General features: G+C 72.7%; 25 protein-coding genes. 15 read left to right on the top strand and 10 right to left on the bottom strand.

Annotation, left to right across the window (positions count from 1 at the left end; all coding sequences use genetic code 11):
- Positions 1-18: 18 nt before the first annotated feature.
- Positions 19-345 (top strand): DivIVA domain-containing protein, encoded by a 327-nt coding sequence (locus ACIRB7_RS00540; RefSeq protein ID WP_403590273.1) that lies wholly within the window; start codon positions 19-21, stop codon positions 343-345.
- Positions 342-926: a DNA-3-methyladenine glycosylase I gene (locus ACIRB7_RS00535; protein WP_403590270.1), complete on the top strand. Its 585-nt coding sequence runs from the start codon at positions 342-344 to the stop codon at positions 924-926. Before ACIRB7_RS00540 ends, ACIRB7_RS00535 begins: the two co-directional genes overlap by 4 nt.
- Positions 927-961: 35 nt before the next feature.
- Here the strand turns inward: ACIRB7_RS00535 and ACIRB7_RS00530 are convergent, their stop codons facing one another.
- Complete coding sequence (locus ACIRB7_RS00530; protein ID WP_403590267.1) at positions 962-1,765, bottom strand: enoyl-CoA hydratase/isomerase family protein; 804 nt, start codon at positions 1,763-1,765, stop codon at positions 962-964.
- A gap of 312 nt (positions 1,766-2,077) precedes the next feature.
- Here ACIRB7_RS00530 and ACIRB7_RS00525 point away from each other — a divergent pair, with 312 nt between their 5' ends.
- Complete coding sequence (locus ACIRB7_RS00525) at positions 2,078-2,245, top strand: DUF3117 domain-containing protein (RefSeq protein ID WP_235484109.1); 168 nt, start codon at positions 2,078-2,080, stop codon at positions 2,243-2,245.
- A gap of 180 nt (positions 2,246-2,425) precedes the next feature.
- Here ACIRB7_RS00525 and ACIRB7_RS00520 read toward each other — a convergent pair whose 3' ends face one another.
- Positions 2,426-3,091, bottom strand: a complete 666-nt coding sequence (locus ACIRB7_RS00520; protein ID WP_403590263.1) for an O-methyltransferase — start codon at positions 3,089-3,091, stop codon at positions 2,426-2,428.
- A gap of 142 nt (positions 3,092-3,233) precedes the next feature.
- Here ACIRB7_RS00520 and sigE point away from each other — a divergent pair, with 142 nt between their 5' ends.
- The 5 genes from sigE (at position 3,234) to ACIRB7_RS00495 (ending at position 8,071) form a co-directional block, all read left to right on the top strand.
- Positions 3,234-3,992 carry an RNA polymerase sigma factor SigE gene (gene sigE, locus ACIRB7_RS00515; protein WP_073809068.1) on the top strand — a complete coding sequence of 253 codons (759 nt, stop codon included), beginning with the start codon at positions 3,234-3,236 and terminating at the stop codon, positions 3,990-3,992.
- Entirely contained in the window at positions 3,989-4,969 is a 981-nt protein-coding gene (locus ACIRB7_RS00510) for an anti-sigma factor family protein (RefSeq protein WP_403590259.1), read from the top strand. Before sigE ends, ACIRB7_RS00510 begins: the two co-directional genes overlap by 4 nt.
- 77 nt (positions 4,970-5,046) lie before the next feature.
- Complete coding sequence (locus ACIRB7_RS00505; protein ID WP_403590256.1) at positions 5,047-6,822, top strand: S1C family serine protease; 1,776 nt, start codon at positions 5,047-5,049, stop codon at positions 6,820-6,822.
- A gap of 91 nt (positions 6,823-6,913) precedes the next feature.
- Entirely contained in the window at positions 6,914-7,369 is a 456-nt protein-coding gene (locus ACIRB7_RS00500) for a sec-independent translocase (protein WP_403590253.1), read from the top strand.
- Positions 7,370-7,444: 75 nt separating this feature from the next.
- Entirely contained in the window at positions 7,445-8,071 is a 627-nt protein-coding gene (locus ACIRB7_RS00495) for a hypothetical protein (RefSeq protein ID WP_403590249.1), read from the top strand.
- A 53-nt stretch (positions 8,072-8,124) separates the two neighbouring features.
- Here the strand turns inward: ACIRB7_RS00495 and ACIRB7_RS00490 are convergent, their stop codons facing one another.
- From ACIRB7_RS00490 to ACIRB7_RS00480, 3 genes are read right to left on the bottom strand one after another with little or no spacing between them, the layout of a single operon-like run.
- Positions 8,125-9,258: an Mrp/NBP35 family ATP-binding protein gene (locus tag ACIRB7_RS00490; protein WP_403590246.1), complete on the bottom strand. Its 1,134-nt coding sequence runs from the start codon at positions 9,256-9,258 to the stop codon at positions 8,125-8,127.
- Positions 9,259-9,302: 44 nt separating this feature from the next.
- On the bottom strand, positions 9,303-9,872 hold the full coding sequence (locus ACIRB7_RS00485; RefSeq protein ID WP_403590243.1) for a DUF1003 domain-containing protein: 570 nt from the start codon (positions 9,870-9,872) through the stop codon (positions 9,303-9,305).
- Positions 9,862-11,145 carry a magnesium transporter MgtE N-terminal domain-containing protein gene (locus tag ACIRB7_RS00480; protein WP_403590240.1) on the bottom strand — a complete coding sequence of 428 codons (1,284 nt, stop codon included), beginning with the start codon at positions 11,143-11,145 and terminating at the stop codon, positions 9,862-9,864. The genes ACIRB7_RS00485 and ACIRB7_RS00480 overlap by 11 nt, the downstream gene beginning before the upstream one ends.
- A 335-nt stretch (positions 11,146-11,480) precedes the next feature.
- Between ACIRB7_RS00480 and ACIRB7_RS00475 the strand changes: the two genes are divergently transcribed.
- A complete protein-coding gene (locus tag ACIRB7_RS00475; protein WP_403590237.1) occupies positions 11,481-12,242 on the top strand; it encodes a hypothetical protein in 762 nt (253 codons plus the stop codon).
- Between the two features lie 6 nt (positions 12,243-12,248).
- Here ACIRB7_RS00475 and ACIRB7_RS00470 read toward each other — a convergent pair whose 3' ends face one another.
- Positions 12,249-12,746: a hypothetical protein gene (locus ACIRB7_RS00470; protein WP_403590234.1), complete on the bottom strand. Its 498-nt coding sequence runs from the start codon at positions 12,744-12,746 to the stop codon at positions 12,249-12,251.
- Between the two features lie 24 nt (positions 12,747-12,770).
- Positions 12,771-13,898, bottom strand: a complete 1,128-nt coding sequence (locus ACIRB7_RS00465; protein ID WP_403590231.1) for a magnesium and cobalt transport protein CorA — start codon at positions 13,896-13,898, stop codon at positions 12,771-12,773.
- 431 nt (positions 13,899-14,329) lie between these two features.
- Here ACIRB7_RS00465 and ACIRB7_RS00460 point away from each other — a divergent pair, with 431 nt between their 5' ends.
- The 4 genes from ACIRB7_RS00460 to ACIRB7_RS00445 all read left to right on the top strand — a co-directional run bounded on the left by ACIRB7_RS00460 (position 14,330) and on the right by ACIRB7_RS00445 (position 17,576).
- A complete protein-coding gene (locus ACIRB7_RS00460) occupies positions 14,330-14,914 on the top strand; it encodes a suppressor of fused domain protein (protein ID WP_403590228.1) in 585 nt (194 codons plus the stop codon).
- A gap of 190 nt (positions 14,915-15,104) precedes the next feature.
- Positions 15,105-15,743 (top strand): DUF6758 family protein, encoded by a 639-nt coding sequence (locus ACIRB7_RS00455; RefSeq protein ID WP_403590225.1) that lies wholly within the window; start codon positions 15,105-15,107, stop codon positions 15,741-15,743.
- A 126-nt stretch (positions 15,744-15,869) separates the two neighbouring features.
- Entirely contained in the window at positions 15,870-16,733 is an 864-nt protein-coding gene (locus ACIRB7_RS00450) for a PHP domain-containing protein (protein ID WP_403590223.1), read from the top strand.
- Between the two features lie 237 nt (positions 16,734-16,970).
- Positions 16,971-17,576 carry a MarC family protein gene (locus tag ACIRB7_RS00445; protein ID WP_403590220.1) on the top strand — a complete coding sequence of 202 codons (606 nt, stop codon included), beginning with the start codon at positions 16,971-16,973 and terminating at the stop codon, positions 17,574-17,576.
- 119 nt (positions 17,577-17,695) lie between these two features.
- On the opposite strand, the gene ACIRB7_RS00440 is transcribed toward ACIRB7_RS00445, so the two are convergent.
- Positions 17,696-17,848, bottom strand: a complete 153-nt coding sequence (locus ACIRB7_RS00440) for a hypothetical protein (RefSeq protein WP_086024648.1) — start codon at positions 17,846-17,848, stop codon at positions 17,696-17,698.
- 175 nt (positions 17,849-18,023) lie between these two features.
- Here ACIRB7_RS00440 and ACIRB7_RS00435 point away from each other — a divergent pair, with 175 nt between their 5' ends.
- Positions 18,024-18,953 carry an NYN domain-containing protein gene (locus ACIRB7_RS00435; RefSeq protein ID WP_403590217.1) on the top strand — a complete coding sequence of 310 codons (930 nt, stop codon included), beginning with the start codon at positions 18,024-18,026 and terminating at the stop codon, positions 18,951-18,953.
- Here ACIRB7_RS00435 and ACIRB7_RS00430 read toward each other — a convergent pair.
- Positions 18,937-19,824, bottom strand: a complete 888-nt coding sequence (locus ACIRB7_RS00430) for an alpha/beta fold hydrolase (RefSeq protein WP_403590214.1) — start codon at positions 19,822-19,824, stop codon at positions 18,937-18,939. The two genes, ACIRB7_RS00435 and ACIRB7_RS00430, sit on opposite strands and share 17 nt — an antisense overlap.
- Positions 19,825-19,929: 105 nt before the next feature.
- A complete protein-coding gene (locus ACIRB7_RS00425) occupies positions 19,930-22,749 on the bottom strand; it encodes a DEAD/DEAH box helicase (protein WP_403590211.1) in 2,820 nt (939 codons plus the stop codon).
- A gap of 488 nt (positions 22,750-23,237) precedes the next feature.
- Between ACIRB7_RS00425 and ACIRB7_RS00420 the strand changes: the two genes are divergently transcribed.
- The gene (locus ACIRB7_RS00420) at positions 23,238-23,960 is read left to right on the top strand and encodes a ferritin-like fold-containing protein (protein ID WP_351217038.1); all 723 of its coding nucleotides are present in this window, start codon (positions 23,238-23,240) and stop codon (positions 23,958-23,960) included.
- The last annotated feature ends 27 nt before the right edge of the window (positions 23,961-23,987 follow it).

The raw sequence follows: 23,987 nt of genomic DNA, 5'->3' as shown, positions 1-23,987 counted from the left end.
CCGGGGAGAGGCGCGCAGGTGTTCTGGTTTCTGCTCATCACGATGGTCGTGGTCGTGGCCGCGGTGACGCTCGCCGTGGTCGGCGGCGGCGACGGCGAGGTGCTGCCCGAGGTGGCGCCCGAGCAGCTCGTCGACCCTCTCCCGACAGCCCGCCCGGTCGACCGCGCCGACGTCGAGGCGCTCCGCCTCCCCGTCGCGGTCCGCGGCTACCGGATGGCGGACGTCGACGACGCCCTGGTCCGCCTCGGCGCCGAACTGGCCGAGCGGGACGCCCGGATCGCCGAGCTCGAGGACGCGCTCGCGGGAGCGGCCGCCGCCGGTCACGGAGAGGACGAGCCGGCATGACGGCCGGCGGGCCGATCCCGGGCCCGGACGGGCGGCTGCGCTGCCCCTGGGGCCTTTCGACCGAGGACTACGTGGCGTACCACGACGAGGAGTGGGGCCGCCCGGTCCACGGCGACGACGCGCTCTTCGAGCGGCTCTGCCTCGAGGCCTTCCAGTCGGGCCTGTCGTGGATCACGATCCTGCGCCGCCGCGAGGGCTTCCGCCGCGCCTTCGACGGTTTCAAGATCGCCTCCGTCGCGGAGTTCGGCGAGGCGGACCGCGAGCGGCTCCTCGCCGACGAGGGCATCATCCGCAACCGCGCGAAGATCGACGCGACCCTCGCCAACGCGCGCCTGCTCGCCACCTGGTCCCCGGGCGAACTCGACACCCTGATCTGGTCGCACGCCCCCGCCGCGGGCCGCCCCGCCCCGCGTACGGTCTCGGAGGTCCCGGCGGTCACGGACGAGTCCACGGCCCTCTCGAAAGCACTCAAGAAGCGCGGGCTCCGCTTCATCGGCCCCACCACGGCCTACGCCCTGATGCAGGCGTGCGGCCTGGTCGACGACCATGTGACGGGGTGCGTGGCCCGGGGCGGCCGGTAGCGGCCGCCCGCCCCGCTCCGGCGCGCGGCCTCCGCTCAGCGGCCCAGGTACTTCGGCTTCTCCTTCGCGATGAAGGCGCGGACCGCGATCGTGTGGTCCTCCGACGAGCCCGCCAGGGCCTGGAGTTCCTCCTCCTTCTCCAGGGCCTCGGCGAGCGAGTGGTCGGCGCCGTAGGCGAGGGACTCCTTGAGTGCCGCGTACGCCACCGTCGGGCCCTCCGCCAGCTTGCGGGCGACCTTCTCGGCCTCGGCGGCCAGGTCCGCGGCCGGGACCAGGCGGTTCACGATGCCGAGCTCGTACGCCTCCTGGGCGCTGATCGAGCGCGGGAAGAGCAGCAGGTCGGACGCCCGGCTCGCGCCGATCAGCCGGGGCAGCGTCCAGGACACGCCCGAGTCGGCGGTGAGCGCGACGCCCGCGAAGGAGGTGTTGAAGGAAGCCGTCTCCGCGACCACCCGGTAGTCCGCCGCGAGCGCGAAACCGAGGCCGGCCCCCGCCGCGACGCCGTTCACGCCCGCCACCACCGGCTTGCGCATCCCCGCGAGCGCCTTGGTGATCGGGTTGTAGTGGTCGCGGACCGTGTTCATGGTCGCGCGCGTGCCGTTCTCCTGGTCCGCCATGAGCAGACCCACGTGCTCCTTCAGGTCCTGGCCCACGCAGAACGCCCGTTCCCCGGCCGCGGTGAGCAGCACCGCCCGTACGGCGGGGTCGGCGGCGGCCGTCTCCGCCGCGTCCCGGAGGGCGACCTTCGCCTCCACGTTCATGGCGTTCATGGCCTCGGGCCGGTTGAGCGTGATGGTGGCGAGTCCGTCGCTCACTTCGTACAGGACCGTGTCGGCCATCGGGTTCCCTTCGCCTCTTCGCGTCGTTGACCAGCCCAGCATGGCGGAGATCACCCGCACCGCACATGTGAGCTGCGTCAAAGAAAAAAGGGGCCCGGCCGGACGCCGAGCGGCGAAGTATCGCAGGGCGATCGCCGAAATGTGTGGTTTTGAGAGAGCGCGTTGCGTAAGCGATGCCATTCGATGTTGGTCATCGGGTCCTGCCATGCGGGATAATGACCTGGAAGCAATGTGTTCGAAGCCGGTGACGCGTGCTCCACATCATGGAGCTGCCCGGCTGACAATGAGCTGGTTTCAGGAAGGGGAACAAGCATGGCGGCCATGAAGCCGCGGACGGGTGACGGCCCGCTCGAGGTGACCAAGGAGGGGCGGGGCATCGTCATGCGCGTACCGCTCGAAGGCGGCGGTCGGCTTGTCGTCGAGCTGACCCCGGACGAGGCCCAGGCACTGGGCGACGCTCTGAAGAAGGTCGTCGGCTGACCCTCTCCCCACGGTTCCCCACCGCTGCCCCGGTACGGCCTGCCCGTACCGGGGCAGCGGTGTGCCGGGGGTCGTGCGGCGGCGCGTAGGGGGCGTACGGGGGTGGGGCGGCCTGTCAGCCCCGGCGTACGGATGTGGGGCGGGCCTGCCAGCCCCGGCGTACGGGGGCGGGACGGCCTTTCAGCCCCGGCGTACCGCGCAGAGCAGGCCGTCGCCCACCGGCAGCAGGGAGGGGACGAGCTCCGGGCTCTCCCGCACCGCGCGCAGCAGCTCGCGGACCCGCTGGACCTCCGCCGGCTGGGCCCCCGAGTCGACCGTACGGCCGTCCGCGAAGACACCTTCGAAGCAGACGAGACCGCCCGGTCGCAGCAGGCGCAACGATTCAGCGAGGTAGTCGAGGTACTCGAGCCGGTCGCCGTCGCAGAACACGAGGTCGTATCCGCCGTCCGCGAGCCGCGGCAGGACGTCCAGGGCGCGGCCGGGGATGAACCGGGCCCGGTTGCCCGCGAATCCGGCCGCGCGGAACGCCGTCTTGGCGAGCTGCTGGCGCTCCGGCTGGAGGTCCACGGTGGTCAGGACGCCGTCGGGGCGCATTCCGAGCAGCAGATAGATGCCCGACACGCCCGTGCCGGTCCCGATCTCCGCCACCGCCTTGGCGTCCGCCGTCGCGGCGAGCAGGCGCAGCGCGCCACCGGTGCCCGGCGACACCGAGGGCTGCCCTGCCTCCCGGGCCCGCTCCCGGGCCCAGCGCAGAGCGTCGTCCTCGGCGACGAAGGCGTCGGCGAACGACCAGCTCGTCTGCCGGTTGGCGGTAATGGCCCTCTCCTGTCCCCGTAGTTGACGCAACGGTGACTGTATCCGCTGTCAGCGGGAACCCGCAGATGGGACCGTGCGTTCACCAGGGGTAGGAAGCGATCGGGGACAGCCGGGCGACCGGGTCCCAAATTCGCGTAAAGATTCTTATCCGGAGCTAACGGGCGAGGTGGCTATGGTAGGGGCTCCACTGGACACCACCAGAGCCGACAGGGGAGGTGCGGCTGCGCCTGGGGATCGGGGAGGAGTGCTTCGGCGTCTTCTCAGGTCGGCGGGTGAGCCGAAATCCGTGACCGACACCGCTGACCGTTTCCGCACCACCGACTCCGCTCCCACCACCGCGACCTTCGCATCGGATGCGGAATCGCAGGCGTGGACCCCTCCCACATGGGAGGAGATCGTCAGCACGCACAGTGGTCGGGTCTACCGCCTCGCCTACCGCCTCACGGGCAATCAGCACGACGCCGAGGACCTCACCCAGGAGGTCTTCGTCCGCGTCTTCCGCTCGCTGTCGACGTACACGCCGGGCACCTTCGAGGGCTGGCTCCACCGCATCACCACCAACCTCTTCCTCGACATGGTCCGCCGCAAGCAGCGCATCCGCTTCGACGCGCTCGCCGACGACGCCGCCGAGCGACTGCCCAGCCGCGAGCCCTCGCCGCAGCAGGTCTTCAACGACACGCACTTCGACGCCGACGTGCAGCAGGCCCTGGACACCCTCGCGCCCGAGTTCCGCGCCGCGGTCGTCCTCTGCGACATCGAAGGACTGTCGTACGAGGAGATCGCCGCGACCCTCGGCGTGAAGCTCGGCACCGTCCGCAGCCGGATCCACCGCGGGCGCTCCCACCTGCGCAAGGCCCTCAAGCACCGCTCGCCCGAGGCACGGGCGGAGCGTGCCCTGGCCTCCGTCGGATGGGAGGCAGGGACAGCGTGAGCGGCACACGTCCGTCGTCACCGACCCCCGCGGAACACCACCTCGGGGACCGGCTGGCCGCCCTCGTCGACGGCGAGCTGGGCCACGACGCCCGCGAGCGGGTCCTCGCCCACCTCGCGACCTGCGCCCGCTGCAAGGCGGAGGCCGACGCGCAGCGGACCCTCAAGAGCGTCTTCGCCTCCGCCGCGCCCCCGCCGCCCTCGGAGGGTTTCCTCGCCCGTCTCCAAGGCCTCCCCGGAGGCCCCGGCGAGCCGGGAGCCCCCGGAGGCCCGAGAGGCCCCCTCGAACAACTGCTTGACGCAGGCGGAGTGAGGTCCGACGGCTTCGCCACGGCGGCGGTCGTCACCCCGCACCCCCCGGGCACCGGCTTCCGCATCCACGACGTCGGCGACCGTGGAACCTCCGGGCGCGGGCGGCGCTTCGCCTTCGCGGCGGCCAGCGCGGTCTCCTTCGCGGCCATCGCCCTCGGCGGCACCCTGCCCCTCGAATCCTCGGTGAACGCGAGCGGGCGCGGCGGCCAGGGCTCGGGCACCGCGGTCACCCCGCTGCGCGCAGGTGTCACGGGCGGACCCGGCGGCGGTACGGCCGTCACCCGGGGCGCCCGCTCCGGCGAGCGGACCGGCGCCCAGTCCGTCGACGCGGGCCAGGCGACTCCGGTGACTCCGCTGTCTCTCGGCGCTCCGGCGGTGATGCCGCACGGGCCGGTGGCCCCGCACGGGCCGATGGCGACGGGGAACTACGGCACGGCCCCCGCGGCCCCCGCGGGCACGGTTCCGGCCGGAGCGGTGCCCCCGGACGCGGTGCGCTCCGCCGCGCCGCCGCTGTCGGCGGTACGGCTCCAGAGGTCCGATCCGCAGTCGCTCCTCCCGCTCTCGCCGTTCATACGCCCCACGGGCCCGGCCCTCCAACTGGCCTTCGCCCCCGGGCCCAGCCCGGCGCCGAGCCCGATGTCCGCGCCGCTCGGCTCCCACCGCTGACCCGCGACCTGGTTGAATCCAGGGACACGGGCGCCCGACCCAGGGGCGCGGACGGGTCAGCGGGCTGCGGGGAGAGCATGAACAACGGGAAGCCGAACTGGTGGAGCCGGCCTTCGAGCACACCGGAGGCGGCGCGGATACCCTCGCCGCCTCCGACCGGCGACGTCACCGACCACTCCGCCGGGGGTGGCGCCGATGACGGTGACTTCCCCCTGCCCGCGCCGCAGCCGCCGGCCGCCCCAGTCGCGGCGGAGGTGACGGATGTGACCGACGCAACGAGCGCCACGGATGCGGCGCATGCGGCGGATGTCGCGGACGTGACGGATACGGCGGCGACGCCCGAGGCCGCGCCCGCCGTTCTCCTGACCAAGAGCGAGCCTCCCGCCCCGGCGGCCGAGGCGCCGGTCGCCGAGCCCGCCGCCCCTGCTCCTGCCGGGCCCCCCGAGCCCCCGGCGGCCGCGCAGCCCGCGCCGGGGCCCCTGCACGCCCCCGACGAGTACCGGACGCCGCCCTACGGCGAGCCGGGCCCCTGGGCGCCCGCACCGCCCGTACAGCGCCCGCCGGCGCCCGTACCGCCGCAGCAGGCCCACGTACCCCCCGTACCGCCCCAGGCGCACCCCCACCCGCAGCCCCAGCCCCACCCCCAGCCGCATCCCCAGGCCGCCGGTGCGCCCTGGGTGCAGTACGACCCCTGGGGGGCCGGCGGGGCCGGGCTGCCGCCCGCGCCCGCGAAGAAGTCCCGCAAGGGGCTCGCCGTCACGGGTGCGCTCGTCTTCGCGCTCGTCACCGGTGTCATCGGCGGCGGGATCGGCGCGTACGTCGAGCGGAACGGCGGGCTCACCACCGTCGAGCTGCCCCAGGCGGACGCCGGGGACACCGACCGCGCCCCCGAGAGCGTGGCCGGGATCGCGGCCAGCGCCCTGCCCGGCGTGGTCACCCTGCACGTCAAGGGCGGCGGTTCGTCCGGCACCGGCACCGGCTTCGTCCTCGACACCAAGGGCCACATCCTCACCAACAACCACGTCGTCGACTCGGCCCAGTCCTCCGAGGACATCTCGGTGACCTTCTCCAGCGGCGAGACCGCCCGGGCCAAGATCGTCGGCAAGGACACCGGTTACGACCTGGCCGTCGTCCAGGTCACCGGCGTCTCCGGCCTCAAGCCGCTGCCGCTCGGCAACTCCGACAACGTCCGCGTCGGTGACCCCGTCGTCGCCATCGGCGCCCCCTTCGACCTCTCCAACACGGTCACCTCCGGGATCATCAGCGCCAAGGAGCGACCGATCACCGCCGGCGGCGAGAAGGGCGACGGCAGCGACATCAGCTACGTCGACGCGCTCCAGACCGACGCCCCCATCAACCCGGGCAACTCCGGCGGCCCGCTCCTCGACGCCAAGGCCCGGGTCATCGGCATCAACAGCGCGATCCGCGCCGCCGGCGGCTCCGGCGACGGTGACGGCGGCACCGGCGGCCAGCCCGGCTCCATCGGCCTCGGCTTCGCCATACCGATCAACCAGGGCAAGCGCGTCGCCGAGGAACTCATCAACACCGGCAAGGCAACCCACCCCGTCATCGGTGTGAGCCTCGACATGCAGTTCAACGGCGACGGCGCCCGCGTCGGCGAGAAGGGCAAGGACGGCGCCGCCTCCGTCACGCCCGGCGGCCCGGCGGCCAAGGCGGGCCTCCGGCCCGGCGACGTCATCACCAAGGTCGACGGCCAGCGGGTCCACAACGGCGAGGAACTGATCGTGAAGATCCGCGCCCACCGTCCCGGCGACCGCCTCGAGCTCACCCTGACCCGCGGTGGCAAAGAGCTGACGAAGACGCTGACGCTCGGCTCCTCGCAGGGCACCTGAGTGCCATGTGGCGGACACCGGGAGGTACCCGTCCGGCGGTTTCGGCGGGTACCGTGGACCGGGCCCTTGACCGGCATGAAGGAGCTACTACGTGTTCAGCGACATAGGCGCACTCGAGCTGGTGGCGCTCGTGGTCCTCGCCGTGCTCGTCTTCGGGCCGGACAAGCTCCCGAAGGTCATCCAGGACGTCTCGCGCTTCGTCAAGAAGGTCCGTGACTTCTCGGACAGCGCGAAGGAGGACATCCGCAGCGAACTGGGCCCGGACTTCAAGGACTTCGAGTTCGAGGACCTCAACCCCAAGACGTATCTGCGCAAGCAGATGGAGCAGAACGAGGACCTGCGCGAGCTCAAGGAGCTGCGCGGCAGCTTCGACCTCAAGAAGGAGATGAACGACGTCGCCGACGCCGTTCACGGCCGGGACAGCGCCGCTGCCGCCGCCTCCGCCGCCGCTCCCGCCGCGGTCAACGGCTCCTCGCCCGACCTGCTGAAGAAGCAGGACAAGCCGGACACCGGAGAGCGTCCGCCGTACGACTCCGACGCGACCTGACGACGGGCTGTCACCGACCGGACGCGTCGCGGTGGCTATCCTCCCTTCTGTTGACGGAACGAGGAGGCGGCCGAGATGGAGACCACGAGTCGGGTGGAGGGCGTACCCACGGCCCGGCGGACCGCCGAGGGCTACCTGGCGGCTCCCTTCGCCTGGTACGGCCTCGACGAGGCGTTCACCGGGCCCCGCTGGCTGATGCAGGTCGGTACGGCGGCGGACGGCAGCGTGCAGCACGGGTCCACCGGGCACGGCGACACGCCGTCCATAAAGTCGGATGCGAGCGCCACGGAGAAGGAGCGGTTCGCGGTCGTCGTGACGGTCGCGGCGAGCCCGGTACGGCGGTCCGGTGACGGGACGGGCGTCCTCGACGCCACCACCGTCTCCTCGGCCGCCTGGCTGGCAGGCTCGGGCCTGCTCGTCCACACCTGGCCCGCCTCGCTCGACCACGCGACGCGGGACAACTGGCTGGACCAGCAGACCGAGACGGCCTTCGAGCTCGCCGACGACCTCGAAGGACCGCCCTGGTCGACGCTGTCGCTGCCGGTGGACGGGGAGCCGATGCCCTTCCACTACCGGGAGACGGAGTTCGGCTGGGTCCTCGCCGGGTCCGCGGCGGGGGTCCACATCGGGGCGTACGGGCGGGGCATGAGCGCGTACGGGCTCGGGTTCTCGCAGATCAAGGACCTCGACGCGTACGCGTAGGGCGCAGGAGGACGTAGAACGAGGAAGGGCGCCCCCGCGGGGGCGCCCTCTTCTCAGAACTTGTTGCGCGGTGTGATGCCCAGGCTCATGCCCGAGAGGCCGCGCTGGCGGCCGCCGAGCTTGCCGGCGATCGCGCGGAGCGCCGCGCCCGCCGGGGAGTCGGGGTCGGTGAGGACGACCGGCCTGCCGTCGTCGCCGCCCTCGCGGAGCCGTACGTCGATCGGGATCGAGCCGAGGACCGGGACCGTCGCACCCGTGGTCTGCGTCAGGCCGTCGGCGACCTTCTGGCCGCCGCCCGAGCCGAACACGTCGACCATCTCGTCGCAGTGCGGACACGGCAGGCCCGCCATGTTCTCCACCACGCCGACGATCTTCTGGTGCGTCTGGACGGCGATCGAGCCGGCCCGCTCCGCGACCTCGGCCGCGGCCTGCTGCGGGGTGGTGACGACCAGGATCTCCGCGTTGGGCACGAGCTGCGCGACCGAGATCGCGATGTCGCCGGTGCCCGGGGGCAGGTCGAGCAGGAGGACGTCCAGGTCGCCCCAGTACACGTCCGCGAGGAACTGCTGGAGCGCGCGGTGCAGCATCGGGCCGCGCCACACCACCGGGGCGTTGCCCGGGGTGAACATGCCGATGGAGATGACCTTCACGCCGTGCGCCGACGGCGGCATGATCATGTTCTCGACCTGGGTCGGACGGCCGTCCGCGCCCAGCATCCGCGGCACGCTGTGACCGTAGATGTCGGCGTCGACGACACCGACCTTCAGCCCGTCCGCGGCCATCGCCGCGGCCAGGTTCACGGTGACGGACGACTTGCCGACACCGCCCTTGCCGGAGGCCACCGCGTACACCCGGGTCAGCGAGCCGGGCTTCGCGAAGGGGACCTCGCGCTCGGCGCTCGTGCCGCGCAGCGCCGCCGCCAGCTCCTTGCGCTGCTCGTCACTCATCACGTCGAGCGAGACGTCGACGCCGGAGACGCCCTCGACGCCGGACACGGCATCGGTCACCCGCTGGGTGATCGTCTCGCGCATCGGGCAACCGGAGACGGTCAGGTAGACCGTGACGGCGACCCTGCCGTCCGGTTCGATCTCCACCGACTTGACCATGCCGAGCTCAGTGATCGGTTTGTTGATCTCGGGGTCGTTCACCGTCGCCAGTGCTTCGAGCACCGCGTCTTCCATAGCCATACCGACGATGGTACGGCGCCGACCACCGGGCCATGAAAGGCCTGTCAACGGTCGGGTACGTCACTTCCACGGGTGTCACCGGACGGGAATAGATCCCGGCGCTCCTCCAGCTCCTTGATGAGGTCCTGGAGTTCCGAGCGGATCCAGTCGCGCGTGGCGACCTCGCCGAGGCCCATCCGCAGTGCCGCGATCTCCCGCGTCAGGTACTCGGTGTCGGCGATCGACCGCTCGTTCTGCTTCCGGTCCTGTTCGAGATTGACCCGGTCCCGGTCGTCCTGACGGTTCTGGGCGAGCAGGATCAGCGGTGCCGCGTACGACGCCTGGAGGGACAGCGCGAGCGTCAGGAAGATGAACGGGTACTCGTCGAACTTCAGCGGGGCCGGGGCGAAGATGTTCCACAGGACCCAGACGATGATCGTCAGGGTCATCCAGACGAGGAACCGGCCCGTGCCGAGGAACCGGGCGATCCGCTCCGACATGCGCCCGAACGCCTCGGGGTCGTACTCCGGAAGCAGCCTCGCCCGGCGCTCGCGCGGCAGGTCCAGCCGGATGCGGGGACCCGAGCGGTCCCGCTCCCGCTCGCGCTCCCTGTCCTGCGTGCGTTCAGCCGCCATGCCCCGCCTCCTCCTCGTGGAACTCGGTCTCCCGCCAGTCCTCCGGCAGCAGATGGTCGAGTACGTCGTCGACGGTGACCGCCCCGAGCAGCGAACCGCCCTCGTCCACCACGGGCGCCGCCACCATGTTGTACGCGGCGAGATAGCTCGTGACGGCGGGCAGCGGGGTGTCCGGGCCGAGCGGCGGCAGATCGCTGTCCACGAGCGAGCTGACCAGCGTGAACGGCGGATCGCGAAGCAGCCGCTGGAAGTGCACCGTGCCCAGGTACTTGCCGGTCGGCGTCTCGTCCGGCGGCCGGCACACGTACACCTGAGCGGCGAGCGCCGGGGACAGGTCCTGCTGCCGGACCCGGGCGAGCGCGTCCGCGACCGTGGCGTCGGGCCGCAGCACGATCGGCTCGGTCGTCATCAGACCGCCCGCCGTGCGCTCCTCGTACGCCAGGAGCCGGCGCACGTCGGCCGCGTCGTCCGGCCGCATCAGCGTGAGGAGCCGCTCCTGGTCCTCCTCGGGCAGCTCGGACAGCAGGTCGGCCGCGTCGTCGGGGTCCATCGCCTCCAGGACGTCGGCCGCGCGCTCGTCCTTCAGCTTGCCGAGGATCTCGATCTGGTCGTCCTCCGGCAGCTCTTCGAGGACGTCGGCGAGCCGGTCGTCGTCGAGTGCCGCCGCCACCTCGGCACGCCGCTTCGGGGAGAGGTGGTGCAGGGCGTTGGCGACGTCGGCGGGACGCAGCCGCTCGAAGGTGGCGACGAGGTTCTCGGCGCCCTGCCCGTGCTCCTCCAGGGAGAAGCCGGTGACGGCCGACCATTCGACGGTCAGGGTCTCGCCCTTGCGGCGCAGCGCCCCGCCCTTGCCGCGCCGGACGAAGACCTTGTCGATCTCCCAGTCGCGGCGGGCGGGCAGCTGTTGGATGGCGACGTCGAGGACGGTGACCTCCTCGCCCTCCTGCCCGCCGGGGCCGACGAGCCGGACCCGCCGGTCGAGGAGTTCGCCGAGGACGAGCCGCTCGGTGGGGCGCTGCTCGAATCGGCGCATGTTGACGACGCCGGTGGTGATGACCTGGCCGGACTGGACGCCCGTGATCCGCGTCATGGGGACGAACACCCGGCGTCGGCTGAGGACCTCCACGACCATGCCGAGCAGCCGCGGGGGCCGGCGGCCGACCCGCAGCATGGCCACGAGGTCGCTGACCCGGCCGACCTGGTCGCCGACGGGGTCGAAGACGGGGACCCCCGCGAGGTGGGAGACGAAGATCCGGGGGGCGCCTGCCGCCATGCCACGCGCCTCCTCGGTGCCGCACGATTCGAGTCCTGAACAGAGCTCTGCCGGGTTCAGGCTAGCCCGAGCCGTTCCGCGCCGCCCTGGCGGCGCCCCCGTACGGCTGCCGCCGCCGTTCCGCCCCGCCCCGGCAGGCGCCCCCGTACGGCTGCCGCCGGGTCCGGCAGCCGGCCCGGGTACGCTGCGAGCTGCCGTTCCCCCCCATCGGCTCCAGCACCGGACCCGGCCGTTCCGCCGGGCCGGGAACGCGGTAGTCTCCCCGCCCGGCCCCCGCAGTCCGCACGGGCCCCCGGGCCCGCCGCCGTCCCCCCACGACACGAGAGGCAGCGCAGATGACCGTCCGTTCCCCGTCATCGCGTATCCGCAGGGCTGTCACGCCCCTGGCGCTCTGCGCCGGACTGACGGTGGGACTCACGGCCTGCGCCGCCGACCCGGACGAGGGGACCAACGGGGTCGGGAAGCTCTCCGCGCCCGAGATCGAGGGCAAGGCGCGTTCCGTGGCGGACACGGCGAAGGCGGTACGGCTCGCCGGGACCCTGGTCAGCAAGGGCGACACCTTCAAGCTGAACATGCGGCTCAAGCAGGACGGCGCCAGCGGTTCGGTGACGACGAAGAACAGCACCTTCGAGCTGCTCCGGGTCGGCGACGCGCTCTACCTGAAGGCCGACGCGGACTTCTGGGCGCACGAGGACGCCCAGGGCGGCAGCGAGCCGACGGAGGCGGACACCGAGGCCGCCGACAAGCTCGACGACATGTACGTGAAGGTGCCGCAGGGCGACCCCGCGTACAAGCAGCTGCGCGGCTTCACCGACATGGGTCTGCTCCTCGACGGCCTCATCGGCCTGCACGGCGAGAAGGTCAAGGGCGACCGGGACCAGATCGGCGGGGTCCGTACGGTCAAGGTCAAGGGCGGCGAGGGCGGCGAGGGCGGCACCCTCGACGTGGCCCTCGAGGGCTCCCCGTACCCGCTGCAGTTCGCGCGGGGCGGGGGAGCGGGCGTCGTGGTGCTCTCCGAGTGGAACAAGGACTTCCCGCTCACGGCTCCGTCCAAGGAGGAGACCCTCGACTACGGCAAGCAGCTGCCCCGGACGTAGGACGCCCTACCGGCGACGGCGCTTCAGCAGCAGCTTCGGGAGCCCGCCCGGCACGGCGTCGCGGGTCGTGGCCGCGGAGGGCAGCGGTACGGCGGCCAGGGAGCCGTCCGGCAGCTCCGTGGTCGCCTCGCGCGGTTCGAGCCGCAGCACCCGGCACTCGCGCGCCCAGCGCCCCGTCATGGCCTCGCCGTCGGGCGCGTTGAGCCGCTTGCCCTTGAGCTCGGCGACGGCCGCGTCCCACTCCTCGGTGCCGGGGACGAGTTCGCGTACGGCTGCCGTCCAGGCGACGAGCCGGCCGCCCTTGTCCTTGCTGCGGACCGTCACCTCGGCCGTACCGCCGTCGAGGAGCCCCGGCAGCGGCTGCTCGCCGGGGCCGTCGCCGACGACGCACGCGGCGCCGTCGTGCCAGACGTGCCAGAGCGCGCGGGCGGGCCCGGTGCCGCGCACCCAGACGAGGCCGGACTTCTTGGTGGCCTCCTCGACGAGGAAGAGCTCTTCGGTCATGGCCCGAAGCCTAACGTCAGCCGGCTACAGCCAGCCGTTGCGCTTGAGGGTGCGGTGGATGGTGAAGCAGACCGCGATGATGCCGGTCAGCACCATCGGGTAGCCGTACTTCCAGTGCAGCTCGGGCATGTGGTCGAAGTTCATGCCGTAGACGCCGCAGACCGCCGTGGGGACGGCGACGATCGCCGCCCACGAGGTGATCTTGCGCATGTCCTCGTTCTGCGCGACGGTCGCCTGCGCCAGGTTGGCCTGGAGGATCGAGTTGAGGAGCTCGTCGAAGCCGACGACCTGCTCCTGGACGCGGGCGAGGTGGTCGGCGACGTCCCGGAAGTACTTCTGGATGTCGGGGTCGACGAGCCGCATCGGCCGCTCGCTGAGCAGCTGCATGGGGCGGAGCAGCGGGGTGACGGCCCGCTTGAACTCCAGTACCTCACGCTTGAGCTGGTAGATCCGGCCGGTGTCCGTACCGCGCGTGGTGCCTTTCGCGGCCGGCGAGAAGACGTCGATCTCCAGCTGGTCGATGTCGAGTTCGACGGCGTCGGCGACCGCGATGTAGCCGTCGACGACATGGTCGGCGATGGCGTGCAGCACGGCCGAGGGGCCTTTGGTGAGCAGCTCGGGTTCGCCCTGGAGGCGGTGCCGGAGGTTGCGCAGGGAGCCCTGCCCGCCGTGCCGGACGGTGATGACGAAGTCGGGTCCTGTGAAGCACATGACCTCGCCGGTCTCCACGACCTCGCTGGTCGCGGTGAGTTCGGCGTGCTCCACGTAGTGGATGGTCTTGAAGACGGTGAAGAGGGTGTCGTCGTACCGCTCCAGCTTGGGCCGCTGGTGGGCGTGGACGGCGTCCTCGACGGCGAGCGGGTGCAGCCCGAACTCGGCCGCGATACCGGCGAATTCGGCCTCGGTCGGCTCGTGCAGACCGATCCAGGTGAAGCCGCCGCTCTCCCGCACCTGGCGCATCGCGCCGCGCGGGGTGAGGCACTCGCTGTCGTCGATGCGCTGCCCGTCGCGGTAGACGGCGCAGTCGACGACGGCGCTGGAGGCCGAGTGGTCGCGGGTGGGGTCGTACGAGGTGTACGTGGTGGGGGTCTTGCGCAGGGGGTGCCGCAGGCTCGGGCGGACGGCTGCGCGCAGGTCACGGATCATCGACATGGGCGTGCTCCTTAACGGAGAGGCCGCCGGCGAACGTGGCACAGCCCGGAATGGGGACGTGGAGTTACGTCGTCCACAAAGCGGGCGGCACCGAGGGATCGCGGTGACGGCGTTCGCTACAGACAGGCAAAGGCGAGATGCTCTTCCGTCGTGCGAGATGCCGGGGAGCGGAGTCCGTACGGGAGGGGTACGGGCCGGAATCACCGGAGAGTCGTACGCACCGGGCTCGGGTGCGGGGCGGAAGAGCGGCTGGTACTGCCCGACCGACTTCGGTCCATCGCAGCCCCACCTCCTCCGGCCGGTCCCTCGTGAGGGATGACGTGTGACGAGTAGTCGGGAGTTCGGGACTCCTGACCAGCGGCCAAGACTATCAGCCGACTGAGGGTCAATCCCTTCCTTTGCCCGTTCCATACGCGCTTTATGCTCAACCCATGGGAGAAGTTCTTGCTCTGGTCGAGGCCCGGCTGCGGACGGCGCTCGGAGAACCGGACGCGCGGGCCGCGGTGACATTCCTCGGCACGGACCGGATCGAGGTGCTCCGCTTCGTCGACGGCGACCTCGTGCGGTACGCGACCCTCGGCATGTCGGCGCAGCCGATGGCCGATCCGACGGCCGCGCTCGCCGACCCGGTGAAGGGCCCGCGCGCGGAGCTCGTCCTGACGGTACGGGGCGGGCTCGCCGACACCGACAAGGTGCTGCGACCGCTCGCCGTCCTCGCCTCCACCCCCCAGGTCGAGGGCGTGATCGTGGCCGCCGGCGCCTCGCTCGACGTCGGCGAGCCGCTCTGGCCGGGTGCCGCATTCAGCTCGGTCCTGGTCGCCGGTCCGGGCGGTCTCGTCGAGGACCTGGAGCTCGACGCCCCGATGGACCCGGTGCGCTTCCTGCCGCTGCTCCCGATGACCGCGAACGAGGCCGCGTGGAAGCGGGTGCACGGGGCGCAGGCGCTGGAGGAGCGCTGGCTGGCGCGGGGGACGGACCTGCGCGATCCGCTGCGCAGGTCGGTGAACCTGGACTGACCGGGCCCTGGGCCTCGGGCCGGCCGGGCCGTGGGCCTGGGCCTGGGACTGGGCCTGGGCCGATCGGCCGTGGGTCTGGAGTGAGCGACGGTGCGCCAGGGGCGACCGAGGGTGAAGGGCTCGGGCCGGACGGGTGATCATCGGTGGCCGTCCTTGACGCCGGGCCCGAGGGGTAGGACCGTTGAGCCCTATGAGGGGCGAACCCAGTTGTCCGAAGTGTGGTGGCCGGGTCAGGGCGCCCGGGCTGTTCGCCGACTCCTGGCAGTGCGACGTGCACGGCGCGGTGCACCCGCTCCAGCCCGTGATCCCGCCCAGCGTCGAGGCCCTCGGCGTCGTGGTGCACAGGTCGCAGGTGCCGGTGTGGATGCCGTGGCCCCTGCCCGTCGGCTGGCTCTTCACCGGAGTCGCGTACGCCGGTGACGACCGCAGCGGCGGACGCGCGACCGCCGTCGCCTGTTCGGGACCGGGACCGCTCGGCGGCCTCGGTGAGCTGCTGCTCATCGCGGAGGAACTCGGAGTCGGCCTCGGCGCCCGGTACGCCGGCATCGACGGCCCCGATCCCGGCCCCGGCATGGCCATCGACAAACCCCCGCAGACGAAGGTGCTCGCCGCCGGACGGCCCACCCCGCTCTGGCACGTCAAGGGCACGCCCCACGACCGCGCGGTCTTCGCGGGCGAGGCGCGGGGCCTCTGGCTGTGGGCCATCGTCTGGCCCGAGCAGTCCGGCCTCCTGATGTACGACGAACTGGTCCTCACGGACCTGCGGGACGCGGGCGCCGAGGTCGAGCTGCTGCCGTGCGGGGCGCTGACGCCGAGACTGCTCGGTTAGGCAGAGCTGGGCGGACGGCCCCGGCGGTCAGGGGCGGTCGGCCCGGTGGACCCGTACAAGCGTGTTCGAATCGCCCGTTATGCTGGAGCGTCCCTCGTCCGTGCCGAGCCCCCGGAGTACCGCGTCGTGCGCATCGATCTGCACACCCACTCCACGGCGTCCGACGGTACGGACACCCCGGCCGAGCTCGTACGGAACGCGGCCGCGGCCGGACTGGACGTCGTCGCGCTCACGGACCACGACACCACCCGCGGCCACGCCGAGGCGATCGCGGCGCTGCCCGAGGGGCTGACCCTCGTCACCGGGGCCGAGCTGTCCTGCCGGGTCGACGGCATCGGCCTGCACATGCTCGCGTACCTCTTCGACCCCCTGGAGCCCGCGCTCCTCGCCGAGCGCGAGCTCGTCCGGGACGACCGGGTGCCGCGCGCGCGTGCCATGGTCGGCAAGCTCCAGGAGCTCGGCGTCCCGGTCACCTGGGAGCAGGTCGCCCGGATCGCGGGCGACGGCTCCGTGGGCCGCCCGCACGTCGCCGAGGCGCTCGTCGCGCTCGGAGTCGTACCGGACGTGTCGGGGGCGTTCACGCCCGAGTGGCTCGCCGACGGCGGCCGGGCGCACGTCGGCAAGCACGAGCTGGACCCGGTCGAGGCGATCCGCCTGGTCAAGGCGGCCGGCGGGGTCACCGTCTTCGCGCACCCGCTCGCCGTCAAGCGCGGCCAGGTGCTGCCCGAGGCCTCGATAGCCCGGCTCGCCGAGGCCGGGCTCGACGGCATCGAGGTCGACCACATGGACCACGACGAGGCGACCCGCGCGCGGCTGCGCGGTCTCGCGAAGGAGCTCGGTCTGCTGGCCACGGGCTCCAGCGACTACCACGGCAGCCGCAAGACCTGCCGCCTCGGCGAGTACACGACCGACCCCGAGATCTACGGCGAGATCACCCGCCGCGCGTCGGGGGCCTTCCCGGTCCCCGGCGCGGGGGGAACCTCCGTCTAGTCCCGGGCCGGGCCCTCCGCCCGTACCCCGCCGTCCCACCGCTCCGGCGGCAGGCCACCGCGCCCGCCGCCCCGCCCGTGCGACGGTGCGCCCGCCCACCCCGCGTACCCTTCACGCGCCCGCGTACGGCTCCCTGCCGTGCGGCGGCGGCGCGCCCCCTGCCCTGTCACCGGAATCCCGCATTCCGTCGGCGTGGGCGACACCCCACCGTTCCACCTCTCCGCAAGGCACCCCACCGTGTTCGACGTCGCCGTCTTCGGCTCGCTGTTCCTGACCCTCTTCGTGATCATGGATCCCCCCGGGATCACCCCGATCTTCCTCGGCCTCACCTCCGGCCGCGCCGCCAAGGTGCAGCGCCGGATGGCCTGGCAGGCCGTCGCCGTGGCCTTCGGTGTCATCACCGTCTTCGGCATCCTGGGCCAGCAGATCCTCGCCTACCTGCACGTCTCCGTCCCCGCGCTGATGATCGCGGGCGGTCTCCTGCTGCTGCTCATCGCGCTCGACCTGCTCACCGGCAAGACCGACGAGCCCAAGCAGACCAAGGACGTGAACGTCGCCCTCGTCCCGCTGGGCATGCCCCTGCTCGCGGGCCCCGGCGCGATCGTCTCGGTCATCCTCGCCGTACAGAACGCCGACGGCGCCGCCGCGCAGGTCTCCGTCTGGGCCGCCATCGTCGCCATGCACGTCGTGCTCTGGCTGACCATGCGGTACTCGCTGCTGATCATCCGGGTCATCAAGGACGGCGGCGTGGTCCTGGTCACCCGGCTCGCCGGCATGATGCTCTCCGCCATTGCGGTGCAGCAGATCATCAACGGCGTCACCCAGGTGATCCAGAACGCCTGAGCCGCCGCCCGGACGCCCCTGGACACCCCGGGCGTCCCCGGACACCACTGCGCCCCCGTACGGATTCCGCTCTTGCGAAGTCCGTGCGGGGGCGCGGTGCGTGGGGTGGACCTGGCCTGTTACGAGGCCGAGGTCTCGGCGGGGCGGATCCAGATGCGCTGGCCGATCGAGGCGGCCTGCTGCACGATCCGATTGACGGAGGCGGCGTCCACGACGGTTCGGTCGACGGGCGTGCCGTCGATGTCGTCGAGTCGCAGGATTTCGAAGCGCATGGGCTTCTCCCTTCGTCTGAGTTGATCCTCCTGGTGGAGAACTGCGTTACATAGGGGTCCAACGACGTGCATCCTGCAAACATTCCTTACGCTAAGGAAATTTTTCGGATGGCTAACTACTAACCGGTAGGAGGATGTGGCGGCCACGGTTCCCACGGCGGACAATGAGCCCCGTATGAACGACGCAGACACCCCACAGGTGACCGAGACCGACGCCCGCCTCCGCGCCCTCGACGCGCGCGTGGAGCGCACCAACGAGCTCCTCCGGCGGATGCTGGCCGAGGTCGCCAAGACTCCCTCTACCCACGCCATCTTCGTCGACGCAGGTTACGTCCATGCTGCGGCGGGGTTGCTGGTCGCGGGAACCGAGGACCGGCGCTCCTTCGACCTCGACGCGGAGGGCCTCATCGAGGCCTTCATCGACAAGGCCCGCACGATCTTCGCCGACAGCAGACTCCTCCGCGTCTACTGGTACGACGGGGCCAGACGCCGTATCCACACCCCCGAGCAGCAGGCCATCGCCGAACTCCCCGACGTCAAGGTCCGCCTCGGCAACCTCAACGCCAACAACCAGCAGAAGGGCGTCGACTCCCTCATCCGCACGGACCTGGAGTCCCTCGCCCGCCACCGCGCCATCAGCGACGCCGCACTCGTCGGCGGCGACGAGGACCTCGTCTCGGCCGTCGAGGCCGCCCAGGGCTACGGGGCCCGCGTCCACCTCTGGGGCATCGAGGCCGCCGAGGGACGCAACCAGGCCGAGGCGCTCCTCTGGGAGGTCGACAGCCAGCGCACCTTCGAGCTGGACTTCTGCCGCCCGTACGTCACCCGCCGCCCCGTCACCACGTACGAGAACGAGGGCGAGCCGCCGCCCTCCCGCGAGGAGGTGCGCTTCGTCGGCGCCCAGATCGCGGCGACCTGGCTCGGAGAACGCGGCCGCGACCGGCTCGCCGAACTCCTGCCGGGCGCGCCCTACCTCCCCGGGACCGTCGACCAGGACCTGCTCGTCGAGGCGGAACGACTCCTCAGCCGCTCCCTGCGCGGCCACGCCGCACTCCGGCGCGCCCTGCGGGACGGCTTCTGGCAGCACCTCAAGGCGCAGTTCTGACCTCGACGGGGGCGGCCTTCCGCTCCCAGAAGCCGGTCAGCCGGTCCGTCAGCTCGCGCGGGTGCGACACGTTGGGGGAGTGGCCGGCGCCCGCCACCACGGTGTGGTGCGCGCCGGTGCGGGCGGCCGCCCTCGCGAGGTCCTCGACGGGCCAGACCATCTCGTCCGAGCCGTAGACGATGTGCAGCGGCAGCCGGAGCGCGGTCAGCTCCGCCGTACCGTCCCGGCGGTCGAGCAGGAGCCGCCCCGCGCACGCGAGTTGGGGGGTGCGGGTCCGCATCCAGCGCCGCCGCAGGAAGCCCGCGAGCTCCGGTGCGTCGTCCGTGTCCGGTTCCTCGCCCCGGCTGTCCAGCCAGCACATCGCCTGCCACACCCGCTCCTTCGGCAGCAGCGCGAGCGCGACACGCAGCACCCGGATCCGGATCCGCTGCGGCCGGGAGACCCGGCCGGTGCCCGAGGAGAGCAGGGTGAGGGTACGGAAGGCCGCCGGGGCGAGCGACGCGGCCCCCCGGGCCACCAGGCCGCCGAACGAGTGACCGAGCAGATGGACGGGTCCGTCCCCGAGCGCCGCGGCCTGCGCCACCGCGTCGAGCGCGAGGGCCCGGCGCCGGTAGGCGGCCCGGCCCCGGGGCCCGGGAGACGCGTACTGACCGCGCCCGTCCACCGCCACGGCCCGGTACCCGGCCTCGCTCAGCGGCTCGAGGAGGGCCAGGAAGTCCTCCTTGCTGCCGGTGTACCCGGGCAGCAGCAGCACCGTCCCGCGCCGCTCGCCCAGCGGCTCCGTGTCGAGCACGGCGAAGTCACCACGAGCGGTCACCAGCGGGCGGGCGCGGGTGCGGGGCGGGAGCACGAGGGACCGGGGCTTGCTCATATCTGGACTGTAACCGGAGGGGCGTGCGCCGGGGCGGCCGGTGGAACGCCGCTGCGGCCCGGCCCCTGGTGAGGGGCCGGGCCGCAGCGGTGAGGACGGACGGGATCAGCTCTCCGGCTGAGCCGCCGCCTTCTTCGTGGTGCGACGGCGCGGGGCCTTCGGGGCCTCGGCCTCGGCGGCCTCGGCGACCGGCTCGGCGGCGGCCTTCTTCGTCGTACGGCGGCGCGTCGGCGCCTTCGGCTCGGAAGCGTCGGGCGCCTCGGCGGTGACGGCCTTCTTGGCCGCGCGGCGACGGGGAGCCTTGGGGGCCTCCTCGGCGGCCGGCGCCTCGACGGTCTCGGCGACCGGCTGAGCGACGGTCTCTGCGACCGGCTCCGTGGCGGCGACGGCCTTCTTGGCCGTACGGCGACGGGGGGCCTTCTTCGGCTCCTCGACCGGGACCTCGGCGACCGGGACCTCGGCGACCGGGGCCTTGGCGGCGGGGGCCTCGGCGGCGGGGGCCTCGGCGGCGGGGGCCGGAGCGGCCTCCACGACCGGAGCGACGGCGACCGGCGTCTCGATGACCAGCGTCTCGGCGGCCGAGGTGGAGACGGCCGGCGAACCGGCGGCCTTACGGACCACCCGGCGACGGGCCGGCTTCTTCGGCTCCTCCTCGACGACCGGCGCGGGCGCCGTCTCGACGATCACCGTCTCGGTGGGGGCGCTGACCGTCGGCGAACCGGCGGCCTTCCGCACCACCCGGCGACGGCGCGGCGCGGGCACCTCGGCCGTGACCTCGGCGGCGGGCGCGGCGACGGGCGCGACGGGCTCGGCCACGACCGGGGCGGCGGCGGCGACGGCGGCGACGGTCTCGGCGACCGGCTCCGCGACGGAGGTGCCCTTCTTGGCCGTACGGCGACGGGGAGCCCTCTTAGGCTCCTCCACCGGGGCCTCGGCGACGGCGGCCGGAGCGGCCTCCACCACCGGAGCGGCCGACGCCGACGCGGCGCGCAGAGCGGCCGCGGCGGTCTCGACCGTCTGGAACGACACGGTGTCCTCGACCGGACGGGCCACACGCGGCCGGCGGCGGCGCGGGGCGGGAGCCGGCTCCTGGGCCACGGGGGCCGGGGAGACGGGCGCGGCCTTCACGGCCTCCGGACGGGCGGCGGTACGGCTGCGACGGCGCGGGGCCTTCGACTCGGCCACCGGGGCGTCGGCGGCGGGCGCCTGAACGGCCGGTGCCTGAGCGGCGGGGGCCTGAGCGGCGGGCGCCTGAACGGCGGGGGCCGGAGCGGCCTCGACCGGGGCGACGAAGGCGACCGGAGCGACCCTGGCCGCCCGGGCCGACCGCGCGGCCGGAGCCGACTGGGTGGCCGTAGCGACCGGAGCCGACGTGCCGACCCGAGTGGCCTGCGCGACCGGAGCCGTCTGAGCCGCGGGAGCCGACTGCGCGACCTGTGCGGCCGGAGCCGACTGGGTCGCCGGGGCCGACTGCGCCACGGGCACGCCCTGCGGCATCGGCGCGGAGCCCGGGGCGCCGACGCGGGTGCGACGGCGGCGGCGCGGGGTGCGCGGGCCGGACTCGGCCTGCGCCTCGTCCGTCACCGTCTCGACGGCCGGGGCCGCCGACGCCGGGGCGTCGCCGGACTCGCCGCCACGGGTGCGCCGGCGCTGACGCGGGGTCCGCGTCCGCTCCGGGCGCTCCTCGGTCCGCTCGTGCTTGTCGGCCTTCGGGCCGCGCGCACGGCGTCCGCCGGGCTCGCCCAGGTCCTCCAGCTCCTCCGCGCCCAGACCCGCACGGGTCCGGTCGGCGCGGGGCAGGATGCCCTTGGTGCCCGTCGGGATGTCCAGCTCCTCGTAGAGGTGCGGCGACGAGGAGTACGTCTCGACCGGGTCGTTGAAGTCCAGTTCGAGGGCCTTGTTGATGAGCTGCCAGCGCGGGATGTCGTCCCAGTCGACCAGCGTCACGGCCGTGCCCTTGTTGCCCGCGCGGCCGGTGCGGCCCACGCGGTGGAGGAACGTCTTCTCGTCCTCCGGCGACTGGTAGTTGATGACGTGCGTGACGCCCTCGACGTCGATACCGCGGGCGGCGACGTCGGTGCAGACGAGCACGTCGACCTTGCCGTTGCGGAAGGCGCGCAGCGCCTGCTCGCGGGCGCCCTGGCCGAGGTCGCCGTGGACCGCGCCGGAGGCGAAGCCGCGACGCTCCAGCTGCTCGGCGATGTCGGCCGCCGTGCGCTTCGTCCGGCAGAAGATCATCGCGAGCCCGCGGCCGTTGGCCTGGAGGATGCGGGAGACCAGCTCCGGCTTGTCCATGTTGTGCGCGCGGTAGACGTGCTGCTTGATGTTGGCGACGGTCACGCCCTCGCCGTCGGGCGAGGTGGCGCGGATGTGCGTCGGCTGCGACATGTAGCGGCGGGCCAGGCCGATGACCGCGCCCGGCATGGTCGCCGAGAACAGCATGGTCTGACGCTTCGGCGGCAGCATGTTCATGATCTTCTCGACGTCGGGCAGGAAGCCCAGGTCGAGCATCTCGTCGGCCTCGTCCAGGACGAGGACCTTGACGTGGGAGAGGTCGAGCTTGCGCTGGCCGGCCAGGTCGAGCAGGCGGCCGGGGGTGCCGACGACGACGTCGACGCCCTTCTTGAGCGCCTCGACCTGGGGCTCGTACGCCCGGCCGCCGTAGATGGCGAGCACACGGACGTTACGCACCTTGCCGGCGGTCAGCAGGTCGTTGGTGACCTGCTGGCACAGCTCGCGGGTGGGGACGACGACGAGCGCCTGCGGGGCGTCGGTCAGCTGCTCGGGCTTCGCCCGGCCGGCCTCGACGTCCATGGGGACGGTGACGCGCTCCAGGATCGGCAGACCGAAACCGAGGGTCTTGCCCGTGCCGGTCTTGGCCTGGCCGATGACGTCGGTGCCGGTGAGGGCGACCGGGAGGGTCATCTCCTGGATGGGGAAGGGGTTGACGATGCCGACGGCCTCAAGGGCCTCGGCCGTCTCGGGAAGGATTCCGAGGTCTCGGAAAGTCGTAGTCAGGGTGCTGCCTCTTCTGTGAGACGCGGCGCGAGGCGAACGAAGGGGGTCGTACCGTGCCGGGACACTTCCGGTGGGATCGGGAAGATCACTGCCGGGTGGCACGGGACCACTGCCGTCGCTCGAGCGTCGAACCGCTGAGGGTGACCCCTTCCGCGGGGTCCGCCGGAAGGGCTGTCGGGCCGGAGCCGATCGGGCCACCGACCGGGCATCCTCATTCATGAGTCGGCCCACCGGATACGTCCGAACGTGCGAAGGCATGTCCGCATACTCAGCAGGCGCTTTATCACTGTACCCCGGAATCGCGCATGTGTGTTGGGAGAAATGGTGATGAGGGCACGGTCACACTGACTGACCAGCACCTTCGCCGGGTCCGCGAGCGGGCTATTCTGCGCTCCATGGAGACGCCTGACAACGCCACGCCCACCGGGATCGCCGCCAAGGACTGGGCTACGGCAGCCGCCGAGCCGCAGTACCGCGCCGCCGTGATCGACCTCCTCGGCGCCCTCGCCTACGGAGAGCTCGCGGCCTTCGAGCGGCTCGCCGAGGACGCCAAGCTGGCGCCGACCCTCGGGGACAAGGCGGAGCTGGCGAAGATGGCCTCGGCCGAGTTCCACCACTTCGAGCAGCTGCGGGACCGCCTCGCGGCCGTGGACGCCGAGCCGACCGCCGCCATGGAGCCCTTCGCCAAGGCGCTCGACGACTTCCACCGGCTGACCGCGCCGTCGGACTGGCTGGAGGGCCTGGTCAAGGCGTACGTCGGCGACTCGATCGCCAGTGACTTCTACCGGGAGGTCGCGGCCCGCCTCGACTCGGACACCCGGGGGCTCGTCCTCTCCGTGCTCGACGACACCGGCCACGGCAACTTCGCCGTCGAGAAGGTCCGCGCGGCGATCGACGCGGACCCGAGGGTCGGCGGACGGCTCGCGCTCTGGGCGCGCCGACTGATGGGCGAGGCGCTCTCGCAGGCCCAGCGCGTGGTCGCCGAGCGCGACGCGCTGTCGACGATGCTGGTCGGCGGTGTGGCGGACGGCTTCGACCTCGCGGAGGTCGGCAGGATGTTCTCCCGGATCACCGAGGCGCACACGAAGCGCATGGCCGCGCTCGGTCTGGCCGCCTGAGGCCTGTCCGAGCGGAGAACCCGTTCG

The organism is Streptomyces sp. NPDC093795 (assembly GCF_044764665.1).
GTDB lineage: Bacteria > Actinomycetota > Actinomycetes > Streptomycetales > Streptomycetaceae > Streptomyces.
This window is presented reverse-complemented; position numbering and strand designations above follow the sequence as displayed.

Coding starts and splice junctions, on each gene's coding strand:
- ACIRB7_RS00535 (WP_403590270.1), top strand. CDS start 342: ATGACGGCCGGCGGGCCGATCCCGGGCCCGGACGGGCGGCTGCGCTGC.
- ACIRB7_RS00530 (WP_403590267.1), bottom strand. CDS start 1,765: ATGGCCGACACGGTCCTGTACGAAGTGAGCGACGGACTCGCCACCATC.
- ACIRB7_RS00525 (WP_235484109.1), top strand. CDS start 2,078: ATGGCGGCCATGAAGCCGCGGACGGGTGACGGCCCGCTCGAGGTGACC.
- sigE (WP_073809068.1), top strand. CDS start 3,234: ATGGTAGGGGCTCCACTGGACACCACCAGAGCCGACAGGGGAGGTGCG.
- ACIRB7_RS00505 (WP_403590256.1), top strand. CDS start 5,047: ATGAACAACGGGAAGCCGAACTGGTGGAGCCGGCCTTCGAGCACACCG.
- ACIRB7_RS00495 (WP_403590249.1), top strand. CDS start 7,445: ATGGAGACCACGAGTCGGGTGGAGGGCGTACCCACGGCCCGGCGGACC.
- ACIRB7_RS00490 (WP_403590246.1), bottom strand. CDS start 9,258: ATGGCTATGGAAGACGCGGTGCTCGAAGCACTGGCGACGGTGAACGAC.
- ACIRB7_RS00485 (WP_403590243.1), bottom strand. CDS start 9,872: ATGGCGGCTGAACGCACGCAGGACAGGGAGCGCGAGCGGGAGCGGGAC.
- ACIRB7_RS00480 (WP_403590240.1), bottom strand. CDS start 11,145: ATGGCGGCAGGCGCCCCCCGGATCTTCGTCTCCCACCTCGCGGGGGTC.
- ACIRB7_RS00475 (WP_403590237.1), top strand. CDS start 11,481: ATGACCGTCCGTTCCCCGTCATCGCGTATCCGCAGGGCTGTCACGCCC.
- ACIRB7_RS00470 (WP_403590234.1), bottom strand. CDS start 12,746: ATGACCGAAGAGCTCTTCCTCGTCGAGGAGGCCACCAAGAAGTCCGGC.
- ACIRB7_RS00465 (WP_403590231.1), bottom strand. CDS start 13,898: ATGTCGATGATCCGTGACCTGCGCGCAGCCGTCCGCCCGAGCCTGCGG.
- ACIRB7_RS00460 (WP_403590228.1), top strand. CDS start 14,330: ATGGGAGAAGTTCTTGCTCTGGTCGAGGCCCGGCTGCGGACGGCGCTC.
- ACIRB7_RS00455 (WP_403590225.1), top strand. CDS start 15,105: ATGAGGGGCGAACCCAGTTGTCCGAAGTGTGGTGGCCGGGTCAGGGCG.
- ACIRB7_RS00440 (WP_086024648.1), bottom strand. CDS start 17,848: ATGCGCTTCGAAATCCTGCGACTCGACGACATCGACGGCACGCCCGTC.
- ACIRB7_RS00435 (WP_403590217.1), top strand. CDS start 18,024: ATGAACGACGCAGACACCCCACAGGTGACCGAGACCGACGCCCGCCTC.
- ACIRB7_RS00430 (WP_403590214.1), bottom strand. CDS start 19,824: ATGAGCAAGCCCCGGTCCCTCGTGCTCCCGCCCCGCACCCGCGCCCGC.
- ACIRB7_RS00425 (WP_403590211.1), bottom strand. CDS start 22,749: ATGACCCTCCCGGTCGCCCTCACCGGCACCGACGTCATCGGCCAGGCC.
- ACIRB7_RS00420 (WP_351217038.1), top strand. CDS start 23,238: ATGGAGACGCCTGACAACGCCACGCCCACCGGGATCGCCGCCAAGGAC.